Raw genomic sequence first — 26,208 nt, 5'->3', positions numbered from 1 at the left:
CGTCACCGGTCAACACAAACTCGCCATCACGCCCGAAATCCGCCACTACAACACCATAGGTAATTACAGCGATAATTTCCGGACCGACACACTAGTGGCTGGAGGCAATAGTGATTGGCAACCCCGGGGTGTCGCTCGTCGGGTTGGGCGCTACGGCGGGGATACGGGTTGTGCACGGGGCATCGCGCGGTGGAGTCGTCCCAACGCTTCCTTATGCGCTCAGTCGGTGGTGGCACCGGACTCCTGGGTGCAGGATGAGGTTCCTACGGTATGGCTCGTCGGAAATCCACGCGTTTCAAATTGGGTTCGCGCAAGATCCGACGGATGATTAGACGCTGTTCAACGGTGGCGTTGGCACGTTGGTCAGCCGCTGGAACGAACGATGGCAGGGCTCGGGCTGTGATTCAAGTTGGATAGGTATCTGTTGGTGAGTCAATGATTGAGTCAGTGAGGGCCGGCGCTGTACGAGTCCGCGCCACGACTCGAGAAACTCTCGGCCCTCGACGCCGATGAATCAAACGCGTCGTCGCCGAGCAGGAACTCGATACCAGCGGGGATCGGAGACGCATTCGAAAGATCGAGGTGGGAAAGCCGGCCTGTGTGAAGTGCGCTCTGTGCTACGTCGCGCTGATCAGAGATTCTGCGCGGTCGGGTCGCGAGGAGCGATGGATCCGAATGCGTGCCTGTGTACGGAAGATACGGTTACGCGATCGATACCAGACGAGCTTGGGTCCGTGTTATCTAGTGAGCGTTGAGTGGATTACAAAGCGCCGCAGTGGTACTGCTGCTTCGCGGATCGGCGTGGTCGACTCAGTGCGTCGTCAAGTTTCATGCTTCTCATACATCTCCGAAGGACACCGCCGATGACCCAGCCCCAGCCTCCCTACGGTGAACAACCGCAACAGCCGTCTGGAGTGCAGCCATACGGGCAGCAGCCCTTCGCGCATCCAGCCCAGAACTTCGGCCACGGATCGGGACTGCAACAACCCGCGGCCTACGGGTACCACCCGGTGACGGGATTGCCGTACTCGCACAAGACCAAGCTCGCCGCCGGGTTGCTGAGCATCTTCTTCGGATACTTCGGCGCGGGACGGTTCTACGCCGGCCACACCGGCCTCGGATTCGCGATGCTGATCGTGAACATCGTGCTCACCGTCGTCTCCCTCGGAATGTGGCTCTTCGTCGCGTGGATCTGGCCCGTCATCGACGGAATCGTGCTCCTCGCCGGCGAGCCGAAGGACAAGAACGGACTCCCGCTGAGGTAACCCGGCGATGCACGAGGGCGGCGAGCACGAGGCTCGCCGCCCTCATCGAGGCTGTTCGGCAGGGGAGGACGCCACCCCGGCGTCACGCGCTCAACGCCCGGTCAGTGCCCGAGCCTGCTCTGTCAAAGCGACTGTCGCCGCGCGCAACTGGTCGACCGAGTCGAGTGGCTCCGCGTATCCGACGCGGGTGACGGCCACGCCGCGGGGTGTGGTGACGCGCAGGTCCAGTCCGTAGCGGTCGGCGCCCTCGCAGGTGACCGTCTTCGCATCGGGAAAGCCGCCGAGCGCTTGGGCCATGGCGCGGAGGGCGTCGGCGTGGTCGGCGTTGAGGTGCTCGATCGCCGGGCCGGCATGCGGGGTGACGGGGTCTGCTGTCGCGGCGGCGTAGGACTCTTCGCTCGCCGAGTCCATCCGCCCGTAGCCGCCGACCCACCGCACGCGCTGGACGCGCAGCACCCAGAGCGAGAAGTCGCTGAAGTCGATGTAGACATGCGCCGCCGGGATGGCCGCCAGGTGTGCCTCCCGGGCGGCGGCTAGCTCGTCGCCTTCCGGGCGGTAGACGTACCCGGCGAGGGTGATGCGGGTACTGGCCAGCGGATCTGAGGGCGGGTTCGGCGCGACGATCGCGATGCTGGCGCGGGGATCGTGCGCGAGGTTGCGGCCGTGCTCGGCCATCTGCGACACGCACAGCACGGGTGAGCCGTCGAGCAGACCGTAGGTGACGAACGACGCCCACGGGTCGCCGTCCCTGGTCAGGCTGGCGAGGGTGCCCACGTTCGTCGTGGCCGCGACCGTCCGGGCCTCCTCGGCAGCGGACGGGCGGGCCGGGTTGGCGACCTCCTCCAACGGCGGCGGCACGGTCGGGGCGTCACCGGGATCTCCATGATCTGTGTTGGTCATTCGTTGAACGGTACCCCGCCGCAAATTGGCGGTGGCATTGCCGTCGACCTGCGCTTACCGTTGAACTGAGGGCTCGATCGCCGAGTGGCTATGCGAGTGCGACCGGGCCCTCGCGAAGCGTGATCGTGGGTGATACGAGATGACCGCGTTGGGCGTGCTGGCGCTGGTGCTGGGTGTGCTGTTGATCGTCGTCGAGGCACACGCACCGACCGCGGGTGTCCTCGGCGGACTCGGGGCACTGTTCGTCGGCGCGGGGGTGTGGCTGCTGTTCACGTCCAGCGACACCGCACAGATGATCGCCATCCCGGCGGCCGCCGGAGTCGCGGTGGTCGGAGTGGGCCTCGCCGTCGTGGGCGGCCGGAAGGCACTCGCGGCCGGGCATGCGCCGGTGCGCACCGGGATGCAATCCCTCATCGGATCCGACGCCACCGTTCGCAACTGGAAAGGCAGGCAGGGTCAGGTCGAGGCCGCCGGCAGCCTGTGGCGGGCGCAAACCCTGTTCGGGGACGACGAGACCCCGACCGCGGGCGATTCCGTCGTGGTCGAGCAGATCCGCGGGCTCACCCTCACCGTGCGCCGCCGCGAACCATGGGAGTTGCCGTTATGACCACCATTATCGTCATCCTGTGCGTCGTCATCACCCTCCTCGCCGTCGTGGCGAGCAGCTCGATCCGGGTGCTCCGCGAATACGAGCGGGCCGTCGTGTTCCGGCTCGGCCGGCTGGTCGACCTGAAGGGTCCGGGGCTGGTGCTGCTGATCCCGGCGATCGACCGGATGGAACGGGTCAGCCTGCGGACCGTGACCCTGAAGATCCCCGTCCAGGAAGTGATCACCCACGACAACGTGCCGGCCAAGGTCACCGCCGTCGCCTACTTCCGGGTGGTCGACGCAGACCGGGCGATCGTCGAGGTCGAGGACTTCCTCGCGGCTACCCTGCAGATCGCCCAGACCACGTTGCGCTCGATCCTCGGCAAGGCCGACCTCGACGCCCTCCTCGGTGAACGTGAACGCCTCAACGAAGACCTCCAGAAGGTGATCGATCAGCAGACCGAACCGTGGGGCGTGAAGGTCACCACCGTCGAGATCAAGGACGTCGAGATCCCCGCCAACATGCAGCGGGCCATCGCCCGGCAGGCCGAGGCCGAACGCGAGCGCCGCGCCAAGATCATCAACGCCGAAGCCGAGTTCCAGGCCTCCACGAAACTGGTCGAGGCCGCGGATGTCATCAGCCGCAACCCGACCACCCTGCAGCTGCGTTACCTGCAGACCCTCAGCGCCATGGGCGGCGAGAACAACTCGACCGTCGTCTTCCCGATGCCCCTCGACCTGGTCCGCCCGTTCCTCGCGGCGGCGAAGGACGCGGCAGCCACGGACGACGGCGACGAGCGCGCCCGGTTCGAGGCCCAGGCCAACCTCGCCGCGATGATCCCGCCCGCCGGCCCGGAGACACGCACCCCGCACCACGCACGAAACTGACGTGCCCCACCGTTCACCGTTCGGCCACCGCGCGTACCCCGGCCGGTGACCGCGGTGCGCTTGGCTAGGGTTGGACAACCAGCAGGAGTCCACCCGGGCACCTGCCCGTCGGGGCGAGCGGAAGCGAGAGACCGATGAGCGGCACCGAGGCAGCCGACATACGGACGGCCGAGTATCCGCGACCGTCGCACTTCGTGCTGCACCTCAGCGACACCCATCTCGTCGACGACGACCTGCTGTACGGGGCCGTCGACAGTGAAGCCACGCTGCGGCAGATCTTCACCGAGATCGAGGCGTCGCACGCCCGCCCGGACGCCCTGGTGTTCACCGGCGACCTCACCGACCGCGGCCAGCCCGGCGCCTACGAGAAGCTGCGGGCGATCGTCGAACCGGTGGCCGCGTCGCTCGGTGCGCAGGTGATCTGGGCGATGGGCAACCACGACGACCGCGGCAACTTCCGGGCCGAACTGCTCGGGCAGGAACCGTCGTACGAGCCGATCGATCACGTCCACGACGTCGACGGGCTGCGCATCATCACCCTCGACACGACCGTCCCTGGGCGCCACCACGGGGAGATCTCCGAGAGCCAATTGATGTGGCTAGCACAGCAGCTCGCGGTCCCGGCGCCGCACGGGACCATCCTGGCGCTGCATCACCCGCCGGTGCCGTGCGTCCTCGACCTGGCGGTGCTGGTGGAACTGCGCGACCAACCGCGCCTCGCCGACGTGCTCCGCGGCAGCGACGTCCGGTCGATCCTCGCGGGGCATCTGCACTACTCGACGACGGCGACGTTCGCCGGCATCCCGGTCTCCGTCGCGTCGGCCACCTGCTACACCCAGGATCTCAACGTCCCGGCCGGGGCGTTGCGCGGACGCGACGGCGCCCAGGGCTACAACCTCGTCCACGTGTACCCGGAGACGGTCGTGCACTCGGTGGTCCCGATCGGCAGCTACGACACCGTCGGCGAATACGTCACCGCCGAGGAGACCGGGCAGCGGCTCGCGGCCGAGGGCGTGCGGATCCCCGACGCCGGCGAGCAGGCCGTCAAGCCCGTCCGGGTCTGATCAGTTGCTGCGCGGGAACTGTTCCCGGTAGGCCATGACGTCGGAGAGGCGGAACCGGCGATGGGTGCCGCGCATCTCGATGGGCAGCGCGCCGGAGTCGGCGAGCCGGCGGACATAGGTGTCGGAGACGCCGAGGATCTCCGCGGCCTGCGACGTGGTGAGCAGGTCGGCCACCGCACCGAGCGCCACGCTCTGACCGTCGGCGAGGAGGGTGAGCAGTTCGAGGACGGCGTCCCGTGCGGAGTCGGGTAGCACCATCCCGTCGAGGGTGACGACCGGCGACCCGTCCAGGGCGGTCCGAAGCTCGGCCGCGGCCGTCGAGCCGAGCGCGGAAACGATGTGGTCGATGCTCATGCCGTTTACGATCTCATGGGCCTGCCGGGCGACGGCGCAGAGCGGTAGCCTTTGCAGATGGACGAGTTGCGCGATCCCACTGCCTTCGAACTCGCACGCGCCGACCAGATCGACGTGACCCCGGAGATCGACGAGATCGGGGAGCTGCTGCGCAAGTCCGGCCGCAAACACGCGGTCGACGACGAGGACGAGCCCTGGCGGCACGGCTACCCGTACGACAAGAAGATGACGCGGCGGCAGTACGAGAACCGCAAGCGGAAACTGCAGATCGAACTGCTCAAGTTCCAGGCCTGGGTGAAGGAGAACGGCGAGAAGGTCGTCATCATCTTCGAGGGCCGCGACGCCGCAGGCAAGGGTGGTGCGATCAAACGGTTCACCGAACACCTCAACCCCCGTGGCGCGCGGGTGGTGGCGCTGGAGAAGCCCACCGAACGCGAACGCACCCAGTGGTACTTCCAGCGGTACGTGCAGCACCTGCCCGCGGGCGGGGAGATCGTGATGATGGACCGCTCCTGGTACAACCGGGCCGGCGTCGAACGCGTCATGGGCTACTGCACCCCCAACGAGTACCTCGAGTTCACCCGGTCGGCGCCGGAGTTCGAGCGGATGCTGGTGCAGTCGGGCATCCACATCGTGAAGTTCTGGTTCTCCGTGGGCCGGGAAGAGCAGCACGCCCGGTTCGTCTCCCGCAGCACCGACCCCGTCAAGCAGTGGAAACTCTCACCCACCGACCTCGCGAGCCTCGACAAGTGGGACGCCTACACCGAGGCGAAAGAGGCCATGCTGTTCTACACCGACACCCCGCACGCGCCGTGGACCGTCGTGAAATCGAACGACAAGAAACGGGCCCGGCTCGAGGCGATCCGCTGGATCCTGCACCGCTTCGATTACACCGGCAAGGACGCACGCCTCGTCGGCAAACCCGATTCGCTCCTCATCGGTTCTCCCGCAACGGTCTACGACGAGGGGGAGCGCCCGGCGGACGCGTTCCCCAGCGTCTGATCAGTTCCCGGTCTCCCACGGCGCCGGGATCGGGAAGTAGTTCTCCAGGAACTGCGTCACCTTCCGGGTCCGCAGATCCAGGTCGATCTCGGGTGCGCTGCCGTCGTTGAGGCAGAAGAAGTCCATCGACCGTTTCGCGAGCAGCGAATCCATGTCGCGGAGCCCCGACTTCATGGTGGTGTCGACGTACTTCACCCGCGCCGCCGTCTGCACCACCGCGCGGCCGCTCATCAGCGCGTAGTAGTGATACAGCGAGTTGGTCACCGAAATGTTGGAGCTGGCGCGGAAAGTGCTTGCGGCCGTGGCGGCGAACTCGTCGGGGAACTCCTTCTCCATCTCCTCCATCACGGATTTGCGGAGCGGGGTGGCGGCGTGCTCGAGGTGCCGCGTGGTCATCAGCCCGAACCGGTCCTGCAGCAGCCGGCGGTTCACGCGGGCCGCGTTCTCGAAGCCGCTGCGCTCGTCGTCGTTGTGGCCCAGCCCGATTCGGGTGGTCGCCTCGATGAACATGGTGATCCCGCCGGGGGAGAAGAACATCTGCGGGCCCACCGCGCGGCCGAAGAACATGTCGTCGTTCGAATACAGGAAATGCTCGGCGAGCCCGGGGATGTGGTGCAGCTGGCATTCCACGGCCTGCGAGTTGTGGGTGGGCAGTACCGACGGGTCGGCGAAGAACTCCTCGCTGGGCACGAACGTCACCCGCGGGTCGTCGGCCAGCCACGCCGGACGGTCGGAGTCGGTGGCGACGAAGATGCGGCGGACCCACGGCGCATACATGTGGACCGAGCGCAGCGCGTACTTGAGTTCGTCGATCTGCCGGAACCGGGCGGCGGAGTCGTCACCCTCACCGACCACGTAGTTCTGCATCCGCTTCGCGCGCTGCGCCTGGAACTCCGCCGACGAGCCGTCCACCCAGGAGAACACCAGGTCGACGTCGAAATTGATGTCCGACGCGTGGTCGGCGAACATGTTCTCGATGGTCGGCCACACCCGGCCGAACCGTTCCACCGTGCCGCGGACCGCCTCCTCCGACCGCACCACACGGCGGGTCAGCGAATTCTCCATCGGCAGCACGATCTCGTCGTCGCTGATCGACCACAGTTCGATCTGCACGCCCGTCGACGCCCCATACGCCAGACCGCTGGTCAGGTGCACCCGCGGCCGGAACAACCGGAAGATGCGGGCCTTCGACGTCGAGGACAGCCGGCCGTCCGAGACGAGGACCGCAGGCCCCTTGGAGTCGACGGTCTTCGAATAGAACTCGCGGTCCTCACACGCGGCGACGAGCGCGGTGCGCAACGCCTTGCGCTGCGCCCAGTTGATCGCGATCACCGGACGCTCGTCGTTACCCCGCACCAGCAGGTACTCGATGCCGGCCGCGTCGAGGACGTCGCGGACGAACAACAGGTCCTCGACCATCGCCTCGTGCGGCGTCGTGTGCGTGATCGGCAGCGCGAACCGGCCCTTGAACCGCACCACGTCGGGACGGTCCCGCAACCGCGACGACGCGGCGGCGGAGGCATGCGCGACAGCGTCGGCGGTCTCCTGCTCCGGAGGAACCAGGTACACGTCGTGCGGAGCAGAAGAATGAGTAATGTCGGGCCTTCCGGTGACGGTCGCGAGTGCGAACAGTGCCAGTGTAGGCCCAGGTTGCGGGGCGAGGGTCAGTCGAGGACCGTGAAGAACGAGTCGCCGTCCTCCGCCGACCCGTCGATCTGACCGCGGTCGGTGCGCGAGTCCTCCACGATGACACCCTCGACGACGGAGGCGTGCTTGGTGCCGAACACCGGAATGTCGATCTCCTCGTCGTCGATTACCCGGTCGACGTCCTCGGTCAACTCGTCGTCGGGCAGGTCCCGCAACGACACCTCCTGCTGCTGCTCCAGCGGGGTATCGGGCTCCTCCTCGGACAACTTCTCGTCGAGCGACTCACCCTCGCGCTCCTCGCGCAGCGTGGTACCGAACCGGTCGGCCTCACTCCAGCCGTCGGGCGGATCGACGACGTCGTCGCCGTCGTTGTTGCGCACGTCGTCGGAGTCCAGGCTCTCGCTGGGGCTCAGCGTGTCACCGGGCCCGTCCTCGATACTCATAACCATCAAATGCCCAGATCAGGCCTGGTTGAAACTTCGATGGTCGAGGGCGGGGGACACCTCGTCAGGTGCTGGGACGGGCGGACCATTCACCCCACACGTCGAACGCTTGCTCGAGGGAAAGGCCGGCAATCTGGTCGCCATTCAATCCGACCTGTTGCCGTAGCCGCGTCACAAGCCAATCGGGAAGTTTCTCGGGCGTGGGCTCGGGAGTCGGATCAATTGCGGCAGCAGTCTTGCCGAATCGTGCAACCACCTCGGCCAGTGCAACAGCGGTCGGGGTTCCCTGGTCGAGTGCTGCGACGCGATTACGCATCTCCTCATACACCTCGGCGTCGCTGCGAACGCCGACCGCCCAGACCTCGGCGACATCGACAATGACTGTGCCCGACGAATCATGGGTAACGCGCCACACGATGCGCCAGTCACGATCTCCGACAACAATCTTGCGCCACCCGATGAGCGTTCCGCGGAGTGGCTCTCCGGCTTCCGGATTCTTCTCCAGAATCAGCATCTTGGCGAGCGCCGCGCGGACGATCTGCGGGTCACGGCGGTGGAGTGTATCCAGGTCGTCGATTGCCGCGTCGGTCAGTCGAACGACCGTGGTCTGGGCGCTGGGGTGGCGCTCACCGGCCCTCGGCTCAGGGGTTGCCTTCGCACCAGGGTGCCGCGGCCGTTTGCGTGCCGTCACTGCTTGTCAGAGTCGGGATCGCCGGTTGAATCGGATTCCAGTTCTGCGCGAGTGAAGCCGTACCGCTCGATCGCTGCATCGAGATCCGTGCGCCGACCGGTGTCGGTCGCTGCACGGGTAAGTACTAGTGCGAGGTCACGCAGGTCATTCTCCAGTTCCTGAAGTTCACCCAGGCGGCTCACCCCGACAACGGCAGCGACGGGCGTTCCGTGGCGTGAGACAACCACATTTTCGCCGTTCTCTGCGTCCTTGACCAAACGGGCGATCCCTCGGCTGCTCGCTTCGGTGACGGTAAGGGCGTGGAGATCGCTCAAGCTCGTCATGAGAAAAACTATACAGATTTCTACACAGATTTCTATGGGTGGCCGAGTGTTTCTATGGGTGGCCGAGTGGGCTCGGTCAGGGTGTCTGAACAGCCAGTTCGCTCCGCAACGTCTCGAGTGCCGCGATCTGAGCCGGCGACCACGGCGCCGAGTTGACGCGACTCGAATCCAGTTGGACGAGTGTGGCGGTCACCTCGGCGGCCTGTACGCCGCCCTGCTCGATGGTGATCAGCAGGGTCAGCGACGTGGTGCCGATCCGGTCCAGCGCGACGACGACGTCCGCGTCGCCGGTGAACAGTTCGCGCCCGAAGTTGCTGACGACGTTCACCACGGCGGTCTGCGTGACCGGGTCGAGCAGGTCGCCGCACGCCTCGCCGATCGCCCGCGTCCACGCCGCGGCCGCCGCCTCGTGCGCGCAGTAGAACGGCACATGGCGGCTCACGGACTCCGGTGCGTCCGGGCGCGGGTTGTTCCGCAGGGGGAGCGTGTAACGAGGCATGGATCGGACATTACTTGCTGCCCGGACGGGCGTCGCAGCCGGAGGACGGCGATGACAGGTCCCGACCGAAGGCGGCGTTCAGTTGCTCGAGCACGTACGGCCAGGGGATCCGCTCCTGCTCCAGTCGGAGATCACCCTCGCGCAATGACCCCAGGGCGGCGGCTTCGGACCCGGTCAGGTGGGACACGTCGTTGAACGTCGGTGACTGCTCCCGGACCGCGAGTCCCCGCCACCGATCCAGGGTGGCCTGATCCATCAGCAGACTCCGCACGTGCGGAAGGCGCCGGCGCAGGCGGTCGAGGATGGCGAACCCGTGACTGTCGAGGTCGCCCCAGTACCAGACTTCCGAGTCCGCCACCCACGGGACTTCGGCCAGTTCGTGGACCGTGTAGCCGCTGCCGTGCACCGCCACGGTGTCTGCCAGTGGCGGGAGCGCGTACAGGCCCTCCTTGTTCTCGAGAATGAGGACGCGCGCCGGGTTCAGCGGCAACGCGCCGAGTTCCCCCAGCGACGTGGCGAAGCGTCGCGGACTGCCTGCCAGAAGACCGGGATCGCACAATGCGAGGTCGCGCAGGTGGGGAAGGCTTCGGATGCCGAGGTCGCGGCTGCCGCGGACGCCCTCGAGCAGTGTTTCCACCAGACCGCGGTGACGCGCGAGCCATTTCGTGTCGACCCCCGGAACGGGAAGCTGACGAATGAAATACCCGGAGTCCGGGTGTTCGCTCAACCACCGCGCGATGGTTGTGAGCCTGCCGAAGTCGTCGTCGTCCAGGTCGAGCCACTTCGCCGCGGTCGCGGCAACCGCGGCCGACAACGCGGGGGTGCCGGGGCCGAGCCGGTCGACGAGTGTGTCACGGCGCATCACCAGGGCGCGCCATTCGGATCCGCGGCCACCCGCGGACGCGATCCGGCCGGCCCCGGCCAGCGTCAACCGCACCGGCACCTCCTGGGTGCCGAAGCTCGGCCAACGCCGCGTCGCCCACTCCACCCGGCCGTCGCCGGCGTAGCCGCGCCAGGTGCGTACCCACGCGACGACCGTGTCGGGGTCCTCGGCAATCTGCTGCTCGGACGGCGGATGCAGCGCCACCGTCAGCGAATCCTGATCGGCGAAAACGGAGTCGGCCAGCCAGCGTCGTCGGCGACTGTTGTAGGCGGCCAGTGCCTTCGCAGCGGCTGCGGGCGGCAGAACGCATCGTGTGCTCATGCACTACCCACATCGTCGAACTCGATGAGGCTGAGTTCGGTGTGCATCCGGTCGCGGATACTCACGGTCACCGCACCGCCGATGTACTCCTCGAGTGTGCCGAGTAACTTCAGCGGCGTCGCCAGCACCATGTGGAAACCGAACTGCGCGAAAACGTCCAACGCCCGGCGTGTGTAGGCGGAGTCGGCGCGGTCGAACGCCTCGTCCAGGATGACAGTGCCGTAACGGGGAAGGTCTGCACCGTCGGGTGCGAGCTGATACCGCAATGCCGCTGCCAGACAGAAGAACACGAGTTTCTGCGCCTGACCGCCTGACAGCCCGGAGCTCGAATCGTGGTAGTTGCGAGCCTCCCCGGCGCCATCGATCTCGACGCCGATGAATCCCACGTGCAGGCGAGTGTCCAGGACCTGCCGCTGCCAGCGCTGATCCGCGGGCTCTTTCGAGGCCAGACGCTCCAGCACCGCCGCCATCCGCTCGAATCGCTCCTCGGCCGCGGGGCGCTGCTCGACGTCCCAACCACCGCTCGTGATCCGGGTCAGGTCGTCCAGCAAGTCGGCCGCCGCCGGCGAACGTCGCTCGCGGACATCGATGCGCAACCACCGGTCGGTGTCGAACTCGGAGCGGCGCAATGAGTCGTTCACCGGGTCGATCCGGGAACGGATCTCCGCCGGCGCCTTGCGGATCGTGCGAGCGAGTTCGCCGATGTTGCGGTGTGACTGGTCGTGCAGCAGCTGGAAGAACCGATCTTCGTACCGGGGGAGACCGTCGGAGCGCAGCCGTTGGAGAATCGCCAGGGCGTCGTCGACGTATTCGGCGTCGACCCTCAACTCACCGCCGCGGGACTCCCACCGCGCCAGGTACTGCGACAGGATCCGGACGATCGACGCGCCGGCGTTAGACACCGCGTTCTGCGCCTCACCCCGGTCCTTGCCGATGCCCTGGCCGACCTCGAACAGCGCCCTGTCGATATTGTCCGACGTGACGCGGCGCGCGAACTTCTGGAACCGCGCCTTGATCCGGGCGGCCACCGCATCGGGAGCCGTCTCGCCCGCGTCGAGTTCGGCCCGCGCGATCCTCGCCTCGAGTTCCGTGAGCGCCGTCCGGTGCACTGTCAACGCTGTGTCCGCCTGACGCCGGGCCGCGTCGGCCTCGTTCTCCGCCTTCTTCGCGAGCTCGAGGTCAGCCGACATCGCGGAATGCTCCGGGTTGTCCTGCCGCCAGGAGTCGAGGCGTCCGTCCACCGCATCAACGGCGGACTGCGCCGCGGTGACGTCGACATCCGCCCACTGCGCGTCGAGGATTGTCTGTGCTGCGCGATTCTGCCGGGCGATCCGCTGATCCTCACGGTCCAGCGCGTCGAGTCGGCTCGTGACGCCCGCGATCGTGCCGTCGAGATCCGCGATTCGACGGCGAATGTCCTCGAGTTTGGCTTCGTTGTCGAATCCGAGAACCCACCGCCGCCGGTCGTCGATGCGGCTGCGGTCATCCTTCTCGTGCCGCTCCGCGGAGTGCTTGACCTGACCGGCGCGTGTCACGGCGCGGGCGTGATCCGCGAAGCCGGCCGCGGTGTCGACACATGCGTAGTCGTAGCGGTCCGCGAGATGGTGGTGGATCCACGGGGCGAGCGGACCGTCCGAGACCTCCACTCGGCGCACCAGCGACAGCGCCCCGGTCTTCGGCACCGTCGTCGCCGTGGCCCCGACCCGCACCCGGCGATACACGAGCCGCGCGCCGAGGTGGGTGGCGTCGACGGCCGCCGCGACCGCCGGATACACCTCTTCCGGGACGAGAAGGGTGCGCCCGAGGCCGCCGAGGACCCGCTCGATGGGGCCGGTCCACTCGGAGTGCTCGTCCCGGACCGCGATCAGCTCGCCGGCGAACGGCACGGTGTCATCGGGGACGCCCGCGGCGGAACAGATCGACTCCCGGGCGCGCAGCAGTCCCGGATCGACGTTGGAGCGTCTTCGGGCGATGATCTCCCGATCGGTGATGAGCTCCGCTCGCTCCTTCTGCGCGGTGCCGCGCTGTTCGGCGAGGGGATAGCGGTCACCGAACCGCTCCTCGTGGGTGGTGGACGCCTGCCGCAACTGATCCTCGAGTTGCCCGCGCAACCGTGCGAACTCTTCGGCGGTGCCGGGAACGGTTCCCTCCCAGGCCGACACCGCCTCGGCGATCAGATCCCGCCTGGCACGCACCCGCGCCAACGTCTTCAGTTCTGCGTCGCGCTGCGCGTGGAGGGTGGCCAGCCGGCCGCCCCCGATGCCCTCGAGTTTCACGGTCAGATCGAGGGTTTCCTGGCGGGCGCGTTCGGCCGCTGCCGTGGCCTCGGCCGCGCCCGACTCCAGCAGGGGAGTCAGGGCGCGGCGTTCGGTGCGATCACTGCACAGCAGCGACAGCGTCATCTCGGCGTGAACCGCCCCGAGATGCGCGTTCTCCTCCTCCGTGTCCCGCAGGGCCTGAAGGCCGCGTCGCCGCGTGTCGGCCAGGTCGACGAGCGGTGCGAGCATCTCGACCTGAAGCCGTGCGTCGACGACGACGCGGTGGGCCTCCTGCAGATCGTGGAACTGGTTGACCGCGCGCTCGGCCATCGCGAACGTGCCCGGGGTGTCGAGCATGTAGTCGCGGAACAACTGGTCGAGGCTGCCGAGGCTTTTCGCGGACAGCGTGCGGTGCAGCAGTCGCTGCGCGCCTTCCGTCGAGATGCCCAGACGGGAACGGAAACTGCGGGCGAACGGCGCGTACGTCGGGTTGACCGCCGCCTCCGGCCACCGCTTACGGATTCCCCGCGTGTCGATACCGCGGGCCATGAACGCGCTGAAATCCGTCAGGTCCAGTTCGTGATCGAGAATGAGATGGAGGTGGCTGACATCGCCGGCCGCGTTCTGCCCCCGCCCGAGATGCATGAGCTTTACGAGGGTGATCGGCGGATCGTCGGTGCCCACGCGGTAGGTGAGAGCGATGCCGCTCCACGTCGCGCCGGTCCGCAGGTACGAGGCGACCAGCCCCTCCGTGTCCGCGCCCGCCTCCCTGCGCCACGCACCCCGGATGTACGTGACGAAGTTGCGTCCCGAGTTCGTGGCCTCCTGCGCGGCCGCGTTGAACCGCAACTGATTGCCCGGGACCAGCACCGCCGAGATGGCATCGATGAGCGTGGACTTGCCGGAGCCGGAATTGCCGGTGATCAGGAAACCCTTGCGGGCCACCGCGAGATCGTGGTGGCCGTGCAACGTCCCCCAGTTGACGACCTGCACGCGCGCGAGACGGCGTTGACCGGGATGGATCACGGTGTGCCCTCCTCCAGAATCCGCCGGAACTCCGCCTCGACGAGAGCGACCTGTTCGGCGTCGAACAGCTGCCGCAACACCGGGGACACCTCCATCCGATCGTCGGTCGAGGTCTTCGTGAGCAGCGAATACTTGTCGAGTTTCTTCCACGACGCGTTGATGCGTTTCGCGTAGCCGGCGGGGTCGGTGTCGCTCGCCGCGCGATACATCTCGAGCTGTTCGCGCAGTTCGTCGAGATCGACGATCACCCGTTCACCCGGTTGCGCGCGCAGCAGACGCTGGCGCAACGCGAGCAGCATGACCGTGTCCATGAAGGTCAGACGCTCGGTGCGCAGCACCGTGGGAGTACTGGCGTCGCCGGTTTCGGCGGGGCGGGTGAACGCCAGCTCGTTCTCGTCGTCGATGACGAGAACGAGAAACACGTCGGACAGCCGGGACCGGAGGCGGCGCTCGTCCCGGATCACCGCGCGCCACACCTCGGGATGCTTGGCCGCGGTGACGAGCGGGCCCTTGAGCAGCTGCACGAAGGCGCGCCGCGTCTCCACATCCAGTTCGCCGGTGTCTCCGGGGTACAGGCCGCGGGTCGTCGGCTCGTCGGTCATGTCGGGCTCCCCGTGGGTTCGAATGCCGGCCGGGTGGTGAACTCGTCGGCGGCCGGATCGAACAGGCGACGTCGAATCGTCGCCCGGCGTGCGACGCCGGTCCCCGACACCCACTGAATGTCCTCGGTGCCGTCGATCGCGTGCCCGTGGTGGGTGGCAAGGACCATCAATCCCACCGCGCTCGCGAGTCCCTGAGTGGCCGGGTAGTCGCGCAGGACGTCACCGATCGTGGCGCGACCGTGCTCCCGCAGCGTGGCCGCGACGTTGTCGGACAATTCGTCCATATCGATCTCGGATTCTCGGACGAGCCTTCGGAGTTCGTCGAGATCGACGGTGCCGGCGTCGTTGGTGAGCACCGGTTCGGTGACGAGGTTGTCGGCGGGATTGTGCAGGCGAAGAGCTGCGACCGATTCGATGGTCATACCCACCCGTACCAGGTCGAGGTCGAGCAGGTCGTAGGGCCTACGACGTTTGGCCACGGCGACGGCACTCTGCTGTGCGGTGCGCAGCAACCGCTGCAGCCGGCGGTGTTCCTCGTAGTGACGAGACTGGACGAAGTGACGCAGCGACCGGGACAGTGAGGTCATCGTCGAATGCACCTCGGAGCCGGCCGTTTCCATCTCCGTCAGCAACGTCCGGAACCGCAATCTCTGATCGGTGGTCAGCATCGCGGCGAACGGCCGTTGCAGCACCGCGTCGATCCACTCGTCGATCTGCGACGACCGGGCCGGATCGAGAATCATGTCGTAGAACGCGGTGAAGCTGCGACCGGCATCGGAGTCCCCGATCAGGTCGACGCCGCGGAACACATCTCCCAGGGTGTCGCCGCGGTCACCGTCGTCGTCGAGGATGCGCGCCCGCAGGTCACGGTTGAGTTCCTCGAGTTCGGCGCGGACCCGGGCGAAGTCCGCGGGGACCTCCGAGGCCAGCGCGAGAATCTCCGCGGAACGCTCGACGGCACGATCACCGTCGAGGACCGGGAAGACCCCCGACTCCACCGCCGCGATCTGCTGATCGATCGCCGCCCGTTCGGTCAGCAGCGCGGTGAGGCGAGTTTCCGTGCGGGGATCGGAATCCCGGGCCAGAGCCTGCAACTGGGTGGAGAGCGTGGTCAGGCGGGATTCGGTGGCCGAACTCGCCTGACTGGTGAAATTCGCGACGAACGCCATCGCGGCGAACGCGCCCTCGGTCGGTTCCAGAGTCTCTTCACGGGTTCCGGCCGCCGCCCGGCGGAGCAGATAACCGGACCGCACCCACTCGGTGCAGTACGCCTGACCGGTGCGCGGGAAGTCGAGGCCCTCGTCGCGCATCGTCTGAAGGTCGGAGTCCAAGCGGGCGAACAGTTCCGGAGCCGGGAGGCGGCGGGTCCCGCGATCGAAGTGCCGGCCCAGTAGCGCCAGAATCGCCGGCGCCCTGTCGGCCCGCAGCAGCGTCCACGCGGCGTGGTCCTGGCGCAGGCGAAGAAGCCGATGGACGTCGGCGGTGATGGACATCGGACTCCTCTCGGTTCAGCCGGTGATGCGTTCGCGGTCGCCGGTCAGATCGGCCAGGGTCCGTACGCGAACTCGATTCCGGCGAACACCAAGGATTCCGCACCCTCGATGTCGGGACGGGGCGCACGCTGCTGCCGGGCATCGCCACTCAACTCGCACTCCTCACTCGAACAGGCTTCGGATGTCGTCGGCGTCGAGGGTGGAGCTGAGCAGGGTGTCGGCGTCCATGACGCTCGCGAACAGTGCCGACTTCTTCTCCTTCAGCGCCATCACCTTGTCTTCGATGGTGTCCTTCGCGATCAGCCGGTACACCATCACGTTGCGGGTCTGCCCGATGCGGTGCGCGCGGTCGACGGCCTGCGCCTCGGTGGCCGGGTTCCACCACGGGTCGAGGATGAAGCAGTAGTCGGCCTCGGTGAGGTTCAGCCCGAAGCCGCCGGCCTTGAGGCTGATCAGGAACACGGGGGCGTCGCCCTCCTTGAAATCGCGGAGTACGTCGCCGCGGCGCCGGGTGCCCCCGTCGAGGTAGGCGTGCGCGATGCCCGCGTCGTCGAGGCGGTCGCGGACCTTTCCGAGGAACCCGGTGAACTGGCTGAACACCAGCGCCCGGTGGCCCCCGGCGACGACGTCGGCGAGCTGTTCGAGCAGCGCGTCCACCTTGGCGGACGGGACGTCCCGGTACTCGTCGTCGACCAGTCCGGCGTCGAGACTCAGCTGTCGCAACAAGGTGAGCGACTGCAGGATCGTGAAGCGGTTCTTGTCGACGTCGGCGAGCAGGCCGAGGATCTTCTGCCGCTCACGCTGCAGGTGGGTGTCGTAGATCGTGCGGTGCTTCGCGTGCAGGTCGACGTCGAGCACCTGCTCCTGCTTGGCCGGAAGATCCTTCACCACTTGCTCTTTGGTGCGGCGCAACATCAGCGGTTTGACGCGGCGGCGCAGTTGGGCGAGGAGTTCGGCGTCGCCCTGCTGCTCGATCGGCCTGCGGTAGTAGTCGGTGAACCGGGCCGGATTCGGGAACAAGCCCGGGGCGGTGATGGAGAGCAGCGCCCACAACTCCATCAGGTTGTTCTCCATCGGCGTGCCGGTGATCGCCAGCTTGAACGGGGCCTCCAGCCGGCGGGCGCACTGGTAGATCTTCGACTTGTGGTTCTTGGTGAACTGCGCCTCGTCGAGGATCAGCCCCGACCACGCACATCCCGCGTACGCCTCGAACTCCAAACGGAACAGGGTGTACGACGTGACCACGATGTCGGCGCCCTGCACCAGTTCGTCCAGCGGAACCTTGCGTCGTTTCAGGGTATCGGCGATCGCGACGACCTCCGCGCCGGGGGCGAAGCGCGCCGACTCGGACTCCCAGTTCGACACGACACTGGTGGGGGCCACGATGAGGAACGGCGGCGCGGCCGGATTCGACCGCCGCGCATGGCAGATCAGCGCCAGCGCCTGCAGGGTCTTGCCGAGCCCCATGTCGTCGGCGAGGATGCCGCCGAGCCCATGCTCCCAGAGGAACGTCAGCCAGCGGAACCCCTCCAGCTGATACGGGCGCAACTGCGCGTCGAGCGTGCCCGGGACGTCGACCTGATGGACGGTGCCCGGGGCCAGCAGGCCGTCCACCTGCTGCCGCCACGCCTTCGCCTGGCGCTCGACGGTGCCGAGGGCCGCGAACTCTTCCCACAGGCTCGCCTGGAACCGGCTGAGCCGCAGCGACCCGTCGGCGCGGTCGTGGAGGGCGCGGGCCTCGTCGATCAGCTTCCGCAGCGTGTGGAGTTCGGGTTTGTCGAGGGAGAAGTAGGCGCCGTCGGGCAGCAGCAGTTCGGACTTTCCCGCGCTGAGCGCGGAGAAGACCTGGTCGAACGGCACGTCCCGGCCCTCCACGGTGAGCGTGACCCCGAGGTCGAACCAGTCGGTGCTGCCGGTGGACGCCGCGGTGGAGACCCCGATGGCGAGCGAATCGCCGGCCTCGCGGTAGTCGGCGCGGTCGCCGGAGACGTCGATGGACACCCCGGTGTTGCCGTCGAGCAGGGGCAGGACCTCGGTGGTGAACCGCATCGTGTCGAGTCCGCGCAGCAGCGTCGATTCGGGGCTCTCCGGCCCCAATCCGTATTTGCTCCAGTCGATGTCGAGTGCGTCGAGCAGGGCCTGTTCGCGGGTGTCGTCGCGGTAGTCGTCACCGGACGTGGCCGTGAGCGGCGTGCGGTGCTCGTCGTCCCCGACGGTGTACAACCATTCCCAGTCGACGGTGACCTCGTGGTCGGGCAGATACGTGGCCCGCAGCGTCAGGGTGGGTGCCGAGATCTCGGGTGGGACGAACGAGCCGTCCGAGGAGATGACCGTGGCCAGATTGCGCAACTTCGGCAAGAAGTCCGTCAGGAACCGGGACTCCTCGGAATCGGGAACCTCGATGCGGGTGCGGCGGCGCACCAGATCCTGCAAGGGGCCGGGCACTACGGAGTCGAGCCGGGCGAGGTGGATGCGGTCGTCCGCGTCGACGTAGAACAGGCCGTGCGCGCGGAGCCCGATGAAGCCCACGGCCGACGGGTCGACCCGCTCGCCGTCGACGACGATCACCGCTTGCACGACCAGCGCGTCGAGGTCGTGGTTCCGGGTGACGTCGAGGCAGATCTCGGCCGAGCGGTAGGGGGCGAGTGCGCCCAGGCGCTTCGAGGAGTGCAGGAGCTCGACACCCACCCTGGCCGCCTCGTCGAGCAGCGACCACAGCTGGCGGCTCGGAAAGACACTGAGGTCGAGGTCGGTGTGGTTCTGCCGGCGGTAGTTCATGCCCCCGCCGGCCAGCAGATGGATCTCGTGCAGCACACGGATCTGCTCGGCGGGATGCTGGAAGTGGCTACCCAGCTTGTTCCACGCCAGCCCGCCGACGATCCAGCCCTTCGAACCGGGCTGGACCGGCTTCACGAGCAGTTGAGGTGCCGAGTCCCCGGCCGGCGCCTGGACCCGGAACTGGACGGCGAGCGGCGACCGGCGGCCGGAATCGCCGAACGGATCGGCCGGGGTGAGCAGCGAGCTCAGCGATCCGTCCCAGGAGGCTGAGACAGGCGCCTGCGCCTCCGACGTCGCCTCACGGATCGCCGTGATCAGCAGGGCCGCGATGTGCTTGCAGTTCATCCCGACCGGACACGTGCAGATTCCGTACCGGTACACCGTGCGGCCGGGAACGGGCGCAACGAAGGCCGATGCCGAGTACGGCTCCCTCGCCGTGCCCACCACCTCGCCCCACAGCTCCTTGGCCGCCGGATCCCACGACATCTCGATGACCGCGTGGTCGCGGGCGTACTGCTCGCCGCGGGTGTACGTGGTGGTTCCGAGGACCGCCTTGATCGACGCCACGTCGATGTCGCGGAACTCCCCAGGCAGCATGCCGACAGCGTAGTCAACCGCTCCGACAGGTCCCTGGGGTGCGGTGACCCTCACCCCAGGGTTACTGGTCGCGCCCGTCGTGTGGTCGCAGACTTCGGTGCGTCGGGGGAACCCCATGGATCGGAGAGAACATCATGGCCGAGATGGTCGAAGCACCGCAGAAACACCGCACCGGCGGCGTCGCCAGAACACTGATCACCGTGTACGGAACGGTCGTGTACGTCACGTTCCTGGTCGTGTTTCTCTACGCGATGGGATGGGTCGAGGGCCTCGTCGTGCCCCACACGATCAACGACGGTCACGCCGCTCCCGTCGCGGTGGCCGTGGTCGTCGACGTGGCGCTACTCATGGTGTTCGCCGTGCAGCATTCGGTGATGGCCAGGCCCTGGTTCAAGAAGCGCTGGACGAAGATCGTCCCGGAACCGATGGAGCGCTCGACGTACGTCCTGTTCGCCACGGCCGCTTTGGCGCTGCTGATGTGGCAGTGGCGTCCGCTGCCCGACCAGATCTGGCACGTGGAGACGAGCTGGGTCCGTGTCGTGATCTTCGCAGTGTCGCTCGGCGGATGGGCCCTCGTGCTGGCCGCGACGTTCGCCATCGACCACTTCGATCTGTTCGGGGTGCGCCAGGTGCTGCGAAATCAGAGCGGGAAGTCGGCTCTGCCCAGCAACTTTCGGACACCCCTGCTGTACCGGGTGGTCCGGCACCCGCTGTACGCCGGTTTCATCATCGCGTTCTGGGTGGCGCCGACCATGACCTGGGGCCGGCTGCTGTTCGCCGTCGGGACCACCGGTTTCATCCTGGTCGCGGTGCGGTTCGAGGAACACGACCTGATCGACACGTTCGGCGACGACTACCGCACCTACCGCGCGCGGGTGCCGATGCTCGTCCCGAGGTGCGGCGCACAGCCGCGGTAGTCACAGACCGCCGGCGACGGCGATGGTGGTGGCGGTGACGTAGGACGCCTGGTGGGACAGGGCCCACAGCACCGCCTCGGCGATCTCCTCGGGTGTCGCGACCCGGCCGAGGGGGATCCGACCGGCAATGCGGTCGGGTCGCCCCGCGTCGCCCGCGGCCGCGTGGATGTCGGTGTCGGTGGTGCCGGGAGCGACGCCGACGACCCGGATGTTCGCGGCCGCCAGTTCCCGCCCGAGCCCCGTCGTGAGACTGTCGACGGCCGCCTTCGAGGCCGCGTAGCCGACGTATTCGCCGGGTGCCCCGGTTCCCGCCGCGACCGAACTGAGGTTGACGATCACGCCGGGTCGTCCCTCCCGAACCCAGTGCTCGGCCGCCGCGCGGGCGTAGTTGATCGTCCCGAACACGTTGACGTCGAACACCTCCCGCAGCGACGCGTCGGCGGTGGTGAGGAATTGGCCGAGCGGGCCGGTGGTCCCGGCGTTGTTGACCACCGCGACCAGTTGCCCGCGGTCGTCGGCCGCACCCACCACCGCCGCGGCCAGTGCGGCGTCGCGCACATCGGCACGCACGGCGGTGGCGCGGATGCCGCACTGGTGCACGAGGTGGTCGGCGGCCTCGTCGTCGTTCTGATAGGTGAACGTCACCTGATAGCCGCGATGGACGGCCAGGCGCACGACGGCGGCGCCGATGCCGCGCGATCCACCGGTGACGAGGATGTGTTCGCTCACCATACGAGCGTATCCGGGTGGGCGCGGTCAGCGCGGGGGCCTGCCGAACGTGATGCTCGGCGCCGTCACCGTGATCGATGCGATCCGGACCGCGAGACCGGGAGGTGTCGGCGGCTCGGCGTCGATGACGGTGGGATGACGGTCGACCTGCTGGGGCGCCGGACGGGCCGGTGAGAAGACGCTCCGGACCACCCCGATCGGCGTGCGGGCGATCGCGTCCGCCGACTGCTGGATCTGCTCGAGCGTCCGGAACATCGTGTCGACATTGTCGGACTGCCTGCCCGTGCTCACCGCCTCCACCACCGGACGCATCGTCCGCAGCAGGAACACGACCTCTTCGAGCAGTTCCTCGGTGAGCCGGAGGATGCGGAACGACGTCTTTCCGACCTCGATCGGCACGGTGACGGTGCACACGGCGACGCGGACGGGACCCTCCGCGGCCTCTGCCGCCCTCCGGTACGCGTCCTCGACCACCGGGGCGACACACGACGGCACGAAGCGGGAAACGAATGTCACTGGTCGACCCCCTCGCGGCACGGCGACTTGTTGTGCCGGGGAGGCTACCGCCCCGGCGGGCGCCACGCAGGACGAGCGCTCACCCCGGCAGCAGGGCGCGGACGGCGTCGATGGTGTCGGCGTCCGCGGCCGCCTTGTCGGGGCGATACCGCAGCACGCGCGCGAACCGCAGGGCGAGCCCGCCGGGGTAGCGGGAACTGACCTGGACGCCGTCGAGTTCGATCTCCACGACGAGGTCCGGGTGCAGATACACGGTGTGGTCGTCGCGGTGGCGTTCGTGGCGGGGGAATTCGTCCGTCTGCCACTGCAGCAGCGCGTCGGTGAGGCCCTTGAACGTCTTGCCCACCATGATCGGTGCGCCGCCGTCCGGGTCGCGCGCCCCGAGGTGCAGATTGGACAGGTATCCGGTGCGCCGCCCGTATCCCCACTCCGCGCCGAGCACCACCAGGTCGAGGGTGTGCTCCGGTTTCACCTTCTGCCAGGCCCGGCCGCGTCGTCCCGCCGCGTACGGGGCGGTGAGCGACTTGACCATCACACCCTCGTGCCCGGCGGCGAGGGCGTCGTCGAAATGGGTTGCGGCCCCGTTGCTGTCGGGGCGGATCAGTCCGGGGATGCGGTGTTGCGGCGCGACCCGTTCCAGCGCGTCCAACCGCTGCTCCAGCGGAGCGTCCAGCAGGTCGACGCCGTCGAGATGCAGGCAGTCGAAGAAGTACGGGTGCAGCAGCAGGTCGCGGGAGGACTCGGCGCCGAAGCGGCTCATCGTCTCCTGGAACGGCCGGGGTCTGCCGCTGTCGGTGAGTGCGAGGGTCTCCCCGTCGAACACCGCCGACGTGCACGGCAGACCGGCGACGAGTTCGACGAGTTCCGGCACACTGGCCGTGATCTCACGCAGCGTGCGGGTGAAGATCCGCACCTCGTCGCCGTTGCGGTGCACCTGGATCCGCGCGCCGTCGAGTTTGTATTCGACGCTGACATCGCCGCCGAGTTCGGTCCATGCGTCGGCGAGGGATTCGGCGGGCGAGGCCAGCATCGGCCGCACCGGACGGCCCACCTCCAGCCGGAACGCGGTGAGCGCGTCGACCCCGCCGCCGAACGCCGCGACCGCGGTCGCGGGCAGCCGTCCCGACAACATGAATGCCCGGCGCACCGGTTCGACGGGCAGATCGGTGGCCGCCGCGATCGCGTCCGTCATCACGCCCTCGAGTGCGCCCTGGCGGAGGTCGCCGGTGACCAGCCGGATCAGGAAATCCCGCTCGTCGGTGGTGGTGCGGGAGAACAGGTCTGCGAGCAGTTCACGCCTGCGTGCCGCCGACCCGGAACCGGTGACCTGGGCGACGGCGGAGACGGTCCCGTCGACCTCGGACACCGTGACGGAACCGACGTCGACGGGCGTCGCCGGAATGTCCGCGACTGTCCGCCAGCCGATTCCGATGCGGCCCTGCCGGAGCTCCCCGGACAGCCACGCGACCACCGGTTCCACCTCGGACGGCTCCAGCCGGGTGAGGACCTCGCGGAGCGCCCCGACCTTCACCTTCCGCGACCGGGTGGCACCCACGTCCCGGGACGTCGCGACGATCTGCGAGAACAGCACACCCCGACGGTAGCGGGACGGTGTCGTGGGCGGTCAGAATCCGGCTGATCCGAACGCTGGGCCGACCGGCCCGCCGTTCCTAGGCTGGGCGAATGAGTACTGCGCGACGCCGCCCACTGAAGACGGTGACGGGAGTCAGCGGCGCCGTCAGCACCTACGCGGCGGCGATCGACCCTCAGCAGTCGACCGTCGCTTCCTCGATCGAGATCGCGAAGATCGCGGAGGCGAACAAGTTCGACGCGTTGTTCGCCGCCGACCTGCTGAGCTTCGGGGCGCAGGGCGCGATCGGTGCGCAGGAACCGCTGATCTTCCTGTCCGCGCTGAGCGCCGTGACCTCGCACGTGGGGCTGATCGCGACGGCAACCACCACGTTCCACCACCCGTACAACCTCGCGCGGCTGTTCGGCACCCTCGACCACGTGAGCAACGGTCGCGCGGCCTGGAACGCCGTGACGTCGTCGCTGGGTGAGGAGAACTACAGCGACCGCGACCTCCCCAGCCCCGAGGAGCGGTACGCCCGGGCAACGGAATCCCTCGAAGTGGTCAACGCACTGTTCGACAGCTGGGAACCCGGGGCGCTCACGTCCGACGGTGCCGGAGGTACCAGGCTGGACGCCGACCGGGTGCGGCCGATCGACCACGCGGGCACCTATTTCACGGTGAAGGGCCCGCTCAACATCCCGCCGCTGCCGCAGCGCCGGCCCGTGCAGTTCCAGGCCGGCCAATCCGCGGCCGGCGTGGAACTCGGCGCCCGCTTCGCCGAGGTGGTGTTCACGTCGCTGCCCACCCTCGAGGACGCCGTCACCTACACCAAGAGCATCCGGGCGCGGGCAGCCGAACTCGGCCGCGCCGACGGACTGCCCCTGGTCATGAGTTCGTTCCACGCCACCTACGGCGCGTCCGAGGTGGAAGTGCGGCGGCTCGTCCGGGAGCAGGAGGAAGCCACCGACCTCGACGCGGGCCGGATCCGGCTCGAGGACATGTTCGGTGGCGACATCGACCTGTCCGGGCTGCCGCTCGACAAGCCGATCCCGGCGGACGTGCTGCCCGACGTCGGGTCGGTGAACCGCCGCCGCGGCCGGGTCGAGATCTTCAGCCGGCTCGCCGCGTCCGGGCGGACGCTGCGCGAGCTGATCATCGCGTCCAAGGACACCGGGCACTGGGCGGTCGCCGGCACCCCCGATCAACTCGCCGACGCCGTCCAGGAACGCTACGACGCCGGTGTTCTCGACGTCATCTCCCTCAGCGGGCTCGCCGAGGACCGGACCCGGGACTTCGTCGTCAACGGGTTGCTGCCTGAACTGCGGCGACGCGGAATCGTCGGCGACGACTACGTGGGCGGCACGTTCCGGGACAACCTCGAACTGCCGCCGCTGCCGGCCCGCTAGTTCTCCACCGGGGTGCCGTCGACGACGATCCGCACACGGTCCGGGTAGAACGAGACGTGGTCGTCGATGCCCGACGCCTCCGCGGTGGTGAACGGGTAGAACCAGGCTGCGTCCTCCACCGGATCCGTGCCGTCGGTCCCGGTGAACGACAGATACGACGCCGTCCCCTTGTACGGGCAGGACGTCCGGGTGTCGGAGGCGGTGAAGAACTCGGACCGCACGTCGATGCGGGGAACGTAGTAGCGCACCGGCAGCGACGTCTCGAACAGCAGACGCGGACGGACCGTGTCGGCGACCAGGGTGTCGCCGACGAAGACCTCTACGTGCCGGGACGACGGCAGGCCATCCACCCGGACGTACGGGTCGCGGGCGTGGACGAACACCTGCTGATCCTCCTCGTACCAGGCGTCCATCCGGTGCCAGTAGAACGCGACGTACGCGCCGAGGTCGAGGGAATCCGCGAGTTTCTCGTCGTAACCCCACACCGATTGCTCGGCGCGACGGTCGCCGACGACGAGATCCCAGTACCGCGCCTTGCCCTTCCACGGGCAGGTGGTGGTCGCGTCGACGGGCTCGAGGACGTCGAAGTTCACGTCGTCGCGGGGAATGTAATAGACGGGCAGGTGACCCTTCTCGAACAGGTACACCGAACGGGTGGTGTCGGCGACCGGCTGACCGCCGAAGAACACCCGGATGCGCCATGGTGGCACCTTCGGCGCCCCGTGCGTGGTTAAGGAGTCTCTGGACTCGTCAACCACGCACGGGCGCGAAGCGCACTGAACCCGGCGGTCACGACCCACACCGTGAACGGGTAGAGCGCGAGGCGTTCGGTGATGCCGAACGGCCCCTCTCGGAGGAGGATCGCCGCCATCCCGACGATCCCGACGAGTCCACAGAAACCGGTCCACAGTGCGAAGAGGCGCCACCGCCCGTACAGCCCGATCGCGACGATGATCATGGCGGCGTTGCGCGCGACGAACGTCGGGGTCGCGACGACCTGATGGAGGTGGGCGTCCACGTCGATCGGGACGAAACCCGTCAGCGCGGCGCTGACCGCGGCGATACCGAACAGGGCCAGCGCGGCGCGTCGGAGGAGGCCGGGCGGGAGGAATCCGCGCAGGCACACCGCCCCCACGAGGATGAGCACCCCGGTCAGCACGAACGCGCTGTTGATCACCGTGTGCAGCGGCGAGCACAGCCGGACGGCCGCGACCTGGGCCGCCGACCCGTCGCAGCCCGTGACACCCAGATTGCTCACAGAGTTCGTCCGCACCCGGTACGGCCGCGGCCAGGCCCGCGCGGTCACGACCTCCGCGACGAAATACAGCGCGATCAGCACCCACGCGGCGCCGCCCACCCGCACGGCCAGCTGTCGCCGGGCGGGTGCAGACGTTCGCGCGACGCTCACCCCTCCGTACCGTACCGGCTCACGGAGTGGATTGTTG

The 26,208-nt window shown here is 68.1% G+C and carries 23 protein-coding genes and 1 pseudogene; 7 read left to right on the top strand and 17 right to left on the bottom strand.

The genetic code is table 11. The features are described 5' to 3' along the window. Nucleotides 1–863 precede the first annotated feature (863 nt). Entirely contained in the window at nucleotides 864–1,265 is a 402-nt protein-coding gene (locus ACFU5V_RS39550; protein ID WP_378706446.1) for a TM2 domain-containing protein, read from the top strand. 90 nt (nucleotides 1,266–1,355) lie between these two features. On the opposite strand, the gene ACFU5V_RS39545 is transcribed toward ACFU5V_RS39550, so the two are convergent. After that, nucleotides 1,356–2,165, bottom strand: coding sequence for a HugZ family protein (locus ACFU5V_RS39545; protein WP_378706444.1), 810 nt, complete (start codon nucleotides 2,163–2,165; stop codon nucleotides 1,356–1,358). Nucleotides 2,166–2,304: 139 nt separating this feature from the next. On the opposite strand from ACFU5V_RS39545, the gene ACFU5V_RS39540 reads away from it, so the two are divergent. The 3 genes from ACFU5V_RS39540 (at nucleotide 2,305) to ACFU5V_RS39530 (ending at nucleotide 4,705) form a co-directional block, all read left to right on the top strand. After that, nucleotides 2,305–2,772: an NfeD family protein gene (locus tag ACFU5V_RS39540; protein WP_124396322.1), complete on the top strand. Its 468-nt coding sequence runs from the start codon at nucleotides 2,305–2,307 to the stop codon at nucleotides 2,770–2,772. Next, entirely contained in the window at nucleotides 2,769–3,641 is an 873-nt protein-coding gene (locus tag ACFU5V_RS39535; RefSeq protein WP_378706442.1) for a slipin family protein, read from the top strand. Before ACFU5V_RS39540 ends, ACFU5V_RS39535 begins: the two co-directional genes overlap by 4 nt. 134 nt (nucleotides 3,642–3,775) lie before the next feature. Continuing rightward, the gene (locus ACFU5V_RS39530) at nucleotides 3,776–4,705 is read left to right on the top strand and encodes a phosphodiesterase (protein ID WP_378706440.1); all 930 of its coding nucleotides are present in this window, start codon (nucleotides 3,776–3,778) and stop codon (nucleotides 4,703–4,705) included. Here ACFU5V_RS39530 and ACFU5V_RS39525 read toward each other — a convergent pair whose 3' ends face one another. Beyond that, complete coding sequence (locus ACFU5V_RS39525; protein ID WP_378706438.1) at nucleotides 4,706–5,059, bottom strand: helix-turn-helix domain-containing protein; 354 nt, start codon at nucleotides 5,057–5,059, stop codon at nucleotides 4,706–4,708. 57 nt (nucleotides 5,060–5,116) lie between these two features. Between ACFU5V_RS39525 and ppk2 the strand changes: the two genes are divergently transcribed. Beyond that, nucleotides 5,117–6,061 (top strand): polyphosphate kinase 2, encoded by a 945-nt coding sequence (ppk2, locus tag ACFU5V_RS39520; protein ID WP_378706436.1) that lies wholly within the window; start codon nucleotides 5,117–5,119, stop codon nucleotides 6,059–6,061. Here the strand turns inward: ppk2 and ACFU5V_RS39515 are convergent, their stop codons facing one another. The 10 genes from ACFU5V_RS39515 to ACFU5V_RS39470 form a co-directional block, all read right to left on the bottom strand. Further along, entirely contained in the window at nucleotides 6,062–7,558 is a 1,497-nt protein-coding gene (locus ACFU5V_RS39515; RefSeq protein ID WP_378706449.1) for a stealth family protein, read from the bottom strand. Nucleotides 7,559–7,725: 167 nt separating this feature from the next. Further along, complete coding sequence (locus ACFU5V_RS39510) at nucleotides 7,726–8,157, bottom strand: hypothetical protein (protein WP_378706434.1); 432 nt, start codon at nucleotides 8,155–8,157, stop codon at nucleotides 7,726–7,728. A 58-nt stretch (nucleotides 8,158–8,215) separates the two neighbouring features. Then, on the bottom strand, nucleotides 8,216–8,842 hold the full coding sequence (locus ACFU5V_RS39505) for a type II toxin-antitoxin system RelE/ParE family toxin (protein WP_378432529.1): 627 nt from the start codon (nucleotides 8,840–8,842) through the stop codon (nucleotides 8,216–8,218). Then, entirely contained in the window at nucleotides 8,839–9,165 is a 327-nt protein-coding gene (locus ACFU5V_RS39500; protein ID WP_087557903.1) for a type II toxin-antitoxin system Phd/YefM family antitoxin, read from the bottom strand. The genes ACFU5V_RS39505 and ACFU5V_RS39500 overlap by 4 nt, the downstream gene beginning before the upstream one ends. Nucleotides 9,166–9,241: 76 nt before the next feature. Then, nucleotides 9,242–9,664 (bottom strand): hypothetical protein, encoded by a 423-nt coding sequence (locus ACFU5V_RS39495; protein WP_378706432.1) that lies wholly within the window; start codon nucleotides 9,662–9,664, stop codon nucleotides 9,242–9,244. 10 nt (nucleotides 9,665–9,674) lie between these two features. Beyond that, entirely contained in the window at nucleotides 9,675–10,868 is a 1,194-nt protein-coding gene (locus tag ACFU5V_RS39490) for a DUF3322 domain-containing protein (protein WP_378706430.1), read from the bottom strand. After that, the gene (locus ACFU5V_RS39485; protein ID WP_378706428.1) at nucleotides 10,865–14,152 is read right to left on the bottom strand and encodes an ATP-binding protein; all 3,288 of its coding nucleotides are present in this window, start codon (nucleotides 14,150–14,152) and stop codon (nucleotides 10,865–10,867) included. The genes ACFU5V_RS39490 and ACFU5V_RS39485 overlap by 4 nt, the downstream gene beginning before the upstream one ends. Next, complete coding sequence (locus ACFU5V_RS39480; RefSeq protein WP_378706426.1) at nucleotides 14,149–14,754, bottom strand: DUF4194 domain-containing protein; 606 nt, start codon at nucleotides 14,752–14,754, stop codon at nucleotides 14,149–14,151. Before ACFU5V_RS39480 ends, ACFU5V_RS39485 begins: the two co-directional genes overlap by 4 nt. Continuing rightward, the gene (locus tag ACFU5V_RS39475) at nucleotides 14,751–16,247 is read right to left on the bottom strand and encodes a DUF3375 domain-containing protein (RefSeq protein WP_378706424.1); all 1,497 of its coding nucleotides are present in this window, start codon (nucleotides 16,245–16,247) and stop codon (nucleotides 14,751–14,753) included. The genes ACFU5V_RS39480 and ACFU5V_RS39475 overlap by 4 nt, the downstream gene beginning before the upstream one ends. Nucleotides 16,248–16,409: 162 nt before the next feature. Then, the gene (locus ACFU5V_RS39470; protein ID WP_378706422.1) at nucleotides 16,410–19,622 is read right to left on the bottom strand and encodes an SNF2-related protein; all 3,213 of its coding nucleotides are present in this window, start codon (nucleotides 19,620–19,622) and stop codon (nucleotides 16,410–16,412) included. Nucleotides 19,623–19,756: 134 nt separating this feature from the next. Here ACFU5V_RS39470 and mddA point away from each other — a divergent pair, with 134 nt between their 5' ends. Further along, nucleotides 19,757–20,539, top strand: coding sequence for a methanethiol S-methyltransferase (gene mddA / locus ACFU5V_RS39465; protein WP_378706420.1), 783 nt, complete (start codon nucleotides 19,757–19,759; stop codon nucleotides 20,537–20,539). Here the strand turns inward: mddA and ACFU5V_RS39460 are convergent, their stop codons facing one another. The 3 genes from ACFU5V_RS39460 to ACFU5V_RS39450 all read right to left on the bottom strand — a co-directional run bounded on the left by ACFU5V_RS39460 (nucleotide 20,540) and on the right by ACFU5V_RS39450 (nucleotide 23,375). Then, complete coding sequence (locus ACFU5V_RS39460) at nucleotides 20,540–21,271, bottom strand: SDR family oxidoreductase (RefSeq protein WP_378706418.1); 732 nt, start codon at nucleotides 21,269–21,271, stop codon at nucleotides 20,540–20,542. It lies immediately after the preceding gene. Between the two features lie 24 nt (nucleotides 21,272–21,295). After that, a complete protein-coding gene (locus tag ACFU5V_RS39455; RefSeq protein WP_378432521.1) occupies nucleotides 21,296–21,784 on the bottom strand; it encodes a hypothetical protein in 489 nt (162 codons plus the stop codon). Between the two features lie 79 nt (nucleotides 21,785–21,863). Next, nucleotides 21,864–23,375 carry an ATP-dependent DNA ligase gene (locus ACFU5V_RS39450; protein WP_378706416.1) on the bottom strand — a complete coding sequence of 504 codons (1,512 nt, stop codon included), beginning with the start codon at nucleotides 23,373–23,375 and terminating at the stop codon, nucleotides 21,864–21,866. A gap of 92 nt (nucleotides 23,376–23,467) precedes the next feature. Between ACFU5V_RS39450 and ACFU5V_RS39445 the strand changes: the two genes are divergently transcribed. After that, nucleotides 23,468–24,763, top strand: a complete 1,296-nt coding sequence (locus tag ACFU5V_RS39445; protein ID WP_378706414.1) for an NtaA/DmoA family FMN-dependent monooxygenase — start codon at nucleotides 23,468–23,470, stop codon at nucleotides 24,761–24,763. Here ACFU5V_RS39445 and ACFU5V_RS39440 read toward each other — a convergent pair. Together ACFU5V_RS39440 and ACFU5V_RS39435 are read right to left on the bottom strand one after the other, a co-directional pair. Continuing rightward, nucleotides 24,760–25,461, bottom strand: a pseudogene (locus ACFU5V_RS39440) (DUF427 domain-containing protein); the annotation flags it as partial. The gene ACFU5V_RS39445 and the pseudogene ACFU5V_RS39440 sit on opposite strands and share 4 nt — an antisense overlap. 32 nt (nucleotides 25,462–25,493) lie before the next feature. Next, nucleotides 25,494–26,171 carry a DUF998 domain-containing protein gene (locus tag ACFU5V_RS39435; RefSeq protein WP_378706412.1) on the bottom strand — a complete coding sequence of 226 codons (678 nt, stop codon included), beginning with the start codon at nucleotides 26,169–26,171 and terminating at the stop codon, nucleotides 25,494–25,496. Nucleotides 26,172–26,208 lie beyond the last annotated feature (37 nt).

The sequence above is a fragment of the Rhodococcus sp. NPDC057529 genome, assembly GCF_042802055.1.
In the GTDB taxonomy this organism is placed as follows: Bacteria; Actinomycetota; Actinomycetes; order Mycobacteriales; family Mycobacteriaceae; genus Rhodococcus_F.
The sequence above is the reverse complement of the archived record's forward strand: the minus strand, read 5'-3'. Positions and strand labels throughout refer to the sequence as shown.

What these genes read in the sequence shown, in the direction of transcription:
- ACFU5V_RS39535 (WP_378706442.1), top strand. Translation starts at nt 2,769, where the DNA reads ATGACCACCATTATCGTCATCCTGTGCGTCGTCATCACCCTCCTCGCC.
- ppk2 (WP_378706436.1), top strand. Translation starts at nt 5,117, where the DNA reads ATGGACGAGTTGCGCGATCCCACTGCCTTCGAACTCGCACGCGCCGAC.
- ACFU5V_RS39475 (WP_378706424.1), bottom strand. Translation starts at nt 16,247, where the DNA reads ATGTCCATCACCGCCGACGTCCATCGGCTTCTTCGCCTGCGCCAGGAC.
- ACFU5V_RS39525 (WP_378706438.1), bottom strand. Translation starts at nt 5,059, where the DNA reads ATGAGCATCGACCACATCGTTTCCGCGCTCGGCTCGACGGCCGCGGCC.
- ACFU5V_RS39550 (WP_378706446.1), top strand. Translation starts at nt 864, where the DNA reads ATGACCCAGCCCCAGCCTCCCTACGGTGAACAACCGCAACAGCCGTCT.
- ACFU5V_RS39470 (WP_378706422.1), bottom strand. Translation starts at nt 19,622, where the DNA reads ATGCTGCCTGGGGAGTTCCGCGACATCGACGTGGCGTCGATCAAGGCG.
- ACFU5V_RS39495 (WP_378706432.1), bottom strand. Translation starts at nt 9,664, where the DNA reads ATGCCTCGTTACACGCTCCCCCTGCGGAACAACCCGCGCCCGGACGCA.
- ACFU5V_RS39540 (WP_124396322.1), top strand. Translation starts at nt 2,305, where the DNA reads ATGACCGCGTTGGGCGTGCTGGCGCTGGTGCTGGGTGTGCTGTTGATC.
- ACFU5V_RS39530 (WP_378706440.1), top strand. Translation starts at nt 3,776, where the DNA reads ATGAGCGGCACCGAGGCAGCCGACATACGGACGGCCGAGTATCCGCGA.
- ACFU5V_RS39490 (WP_378706430.1), bottom strand. Translation starts at nt 10,868, where the DNA reads ATGAGCACACGATGCGTTCTGCCGCCCGCAGCCGCTGCGAAGGCACTG.
- ACFU5V_RS39460 (WP_378706418.1), bottom strand. Translation starts at nt 21,271, where the DNA reads ATGGTGAGCGAACACATCCTCGTCACCGGTGGATCGCGCGGCATCGGC.
- ACFU5V_RS39445 (WP_378706414.1), top strand. Translation starts at nt 23,468, where the DNA reads ATGAGTACTGCGCGACGCCGCCCACTGAAGACGGTGACGGGAGTCAGC.
- ACFU5V_RS39545 (WP_378706444.1), bottom strand. Translation starts at nt 2,165, where the DNA reads ATGACCAACACAGATCATGGAGATCCCGGTGACGCCCCGACCGTGCCG.
- mddA (WP_378706420.1), top strand. Translation starts at nt 19,757, where the DNA reads ATGGCCGAGATGGTCGAAGCACCGCAGAAACACCGCACCGGCGGCGTC.
- ACFU5V_RS39480 (WP_378706426.1), bottom strand. Translation starts at nt 14,754, where the DNA reads ATGACCGACGAGCCGACGACCCGCGGCCTGTACCCCGGAGACACCGGC.
- ACFU5V_RS39500 (WP_087557903.1), bottom strand. Translation starts at nt 9,165, where the DNA reads ATGACGAGCTTGAGCGATCTCCACGCCCTTACCGTCACCGAAGCGAGC.
- ACFU5V_RS39510 (WP_378706434.1), bottom strand. Translation starts at nt 8,157, where the DNA reads ATGGTTATGAGTATCGAGGACGGGCCCGGTGACACGCTGAGCCCCAGC.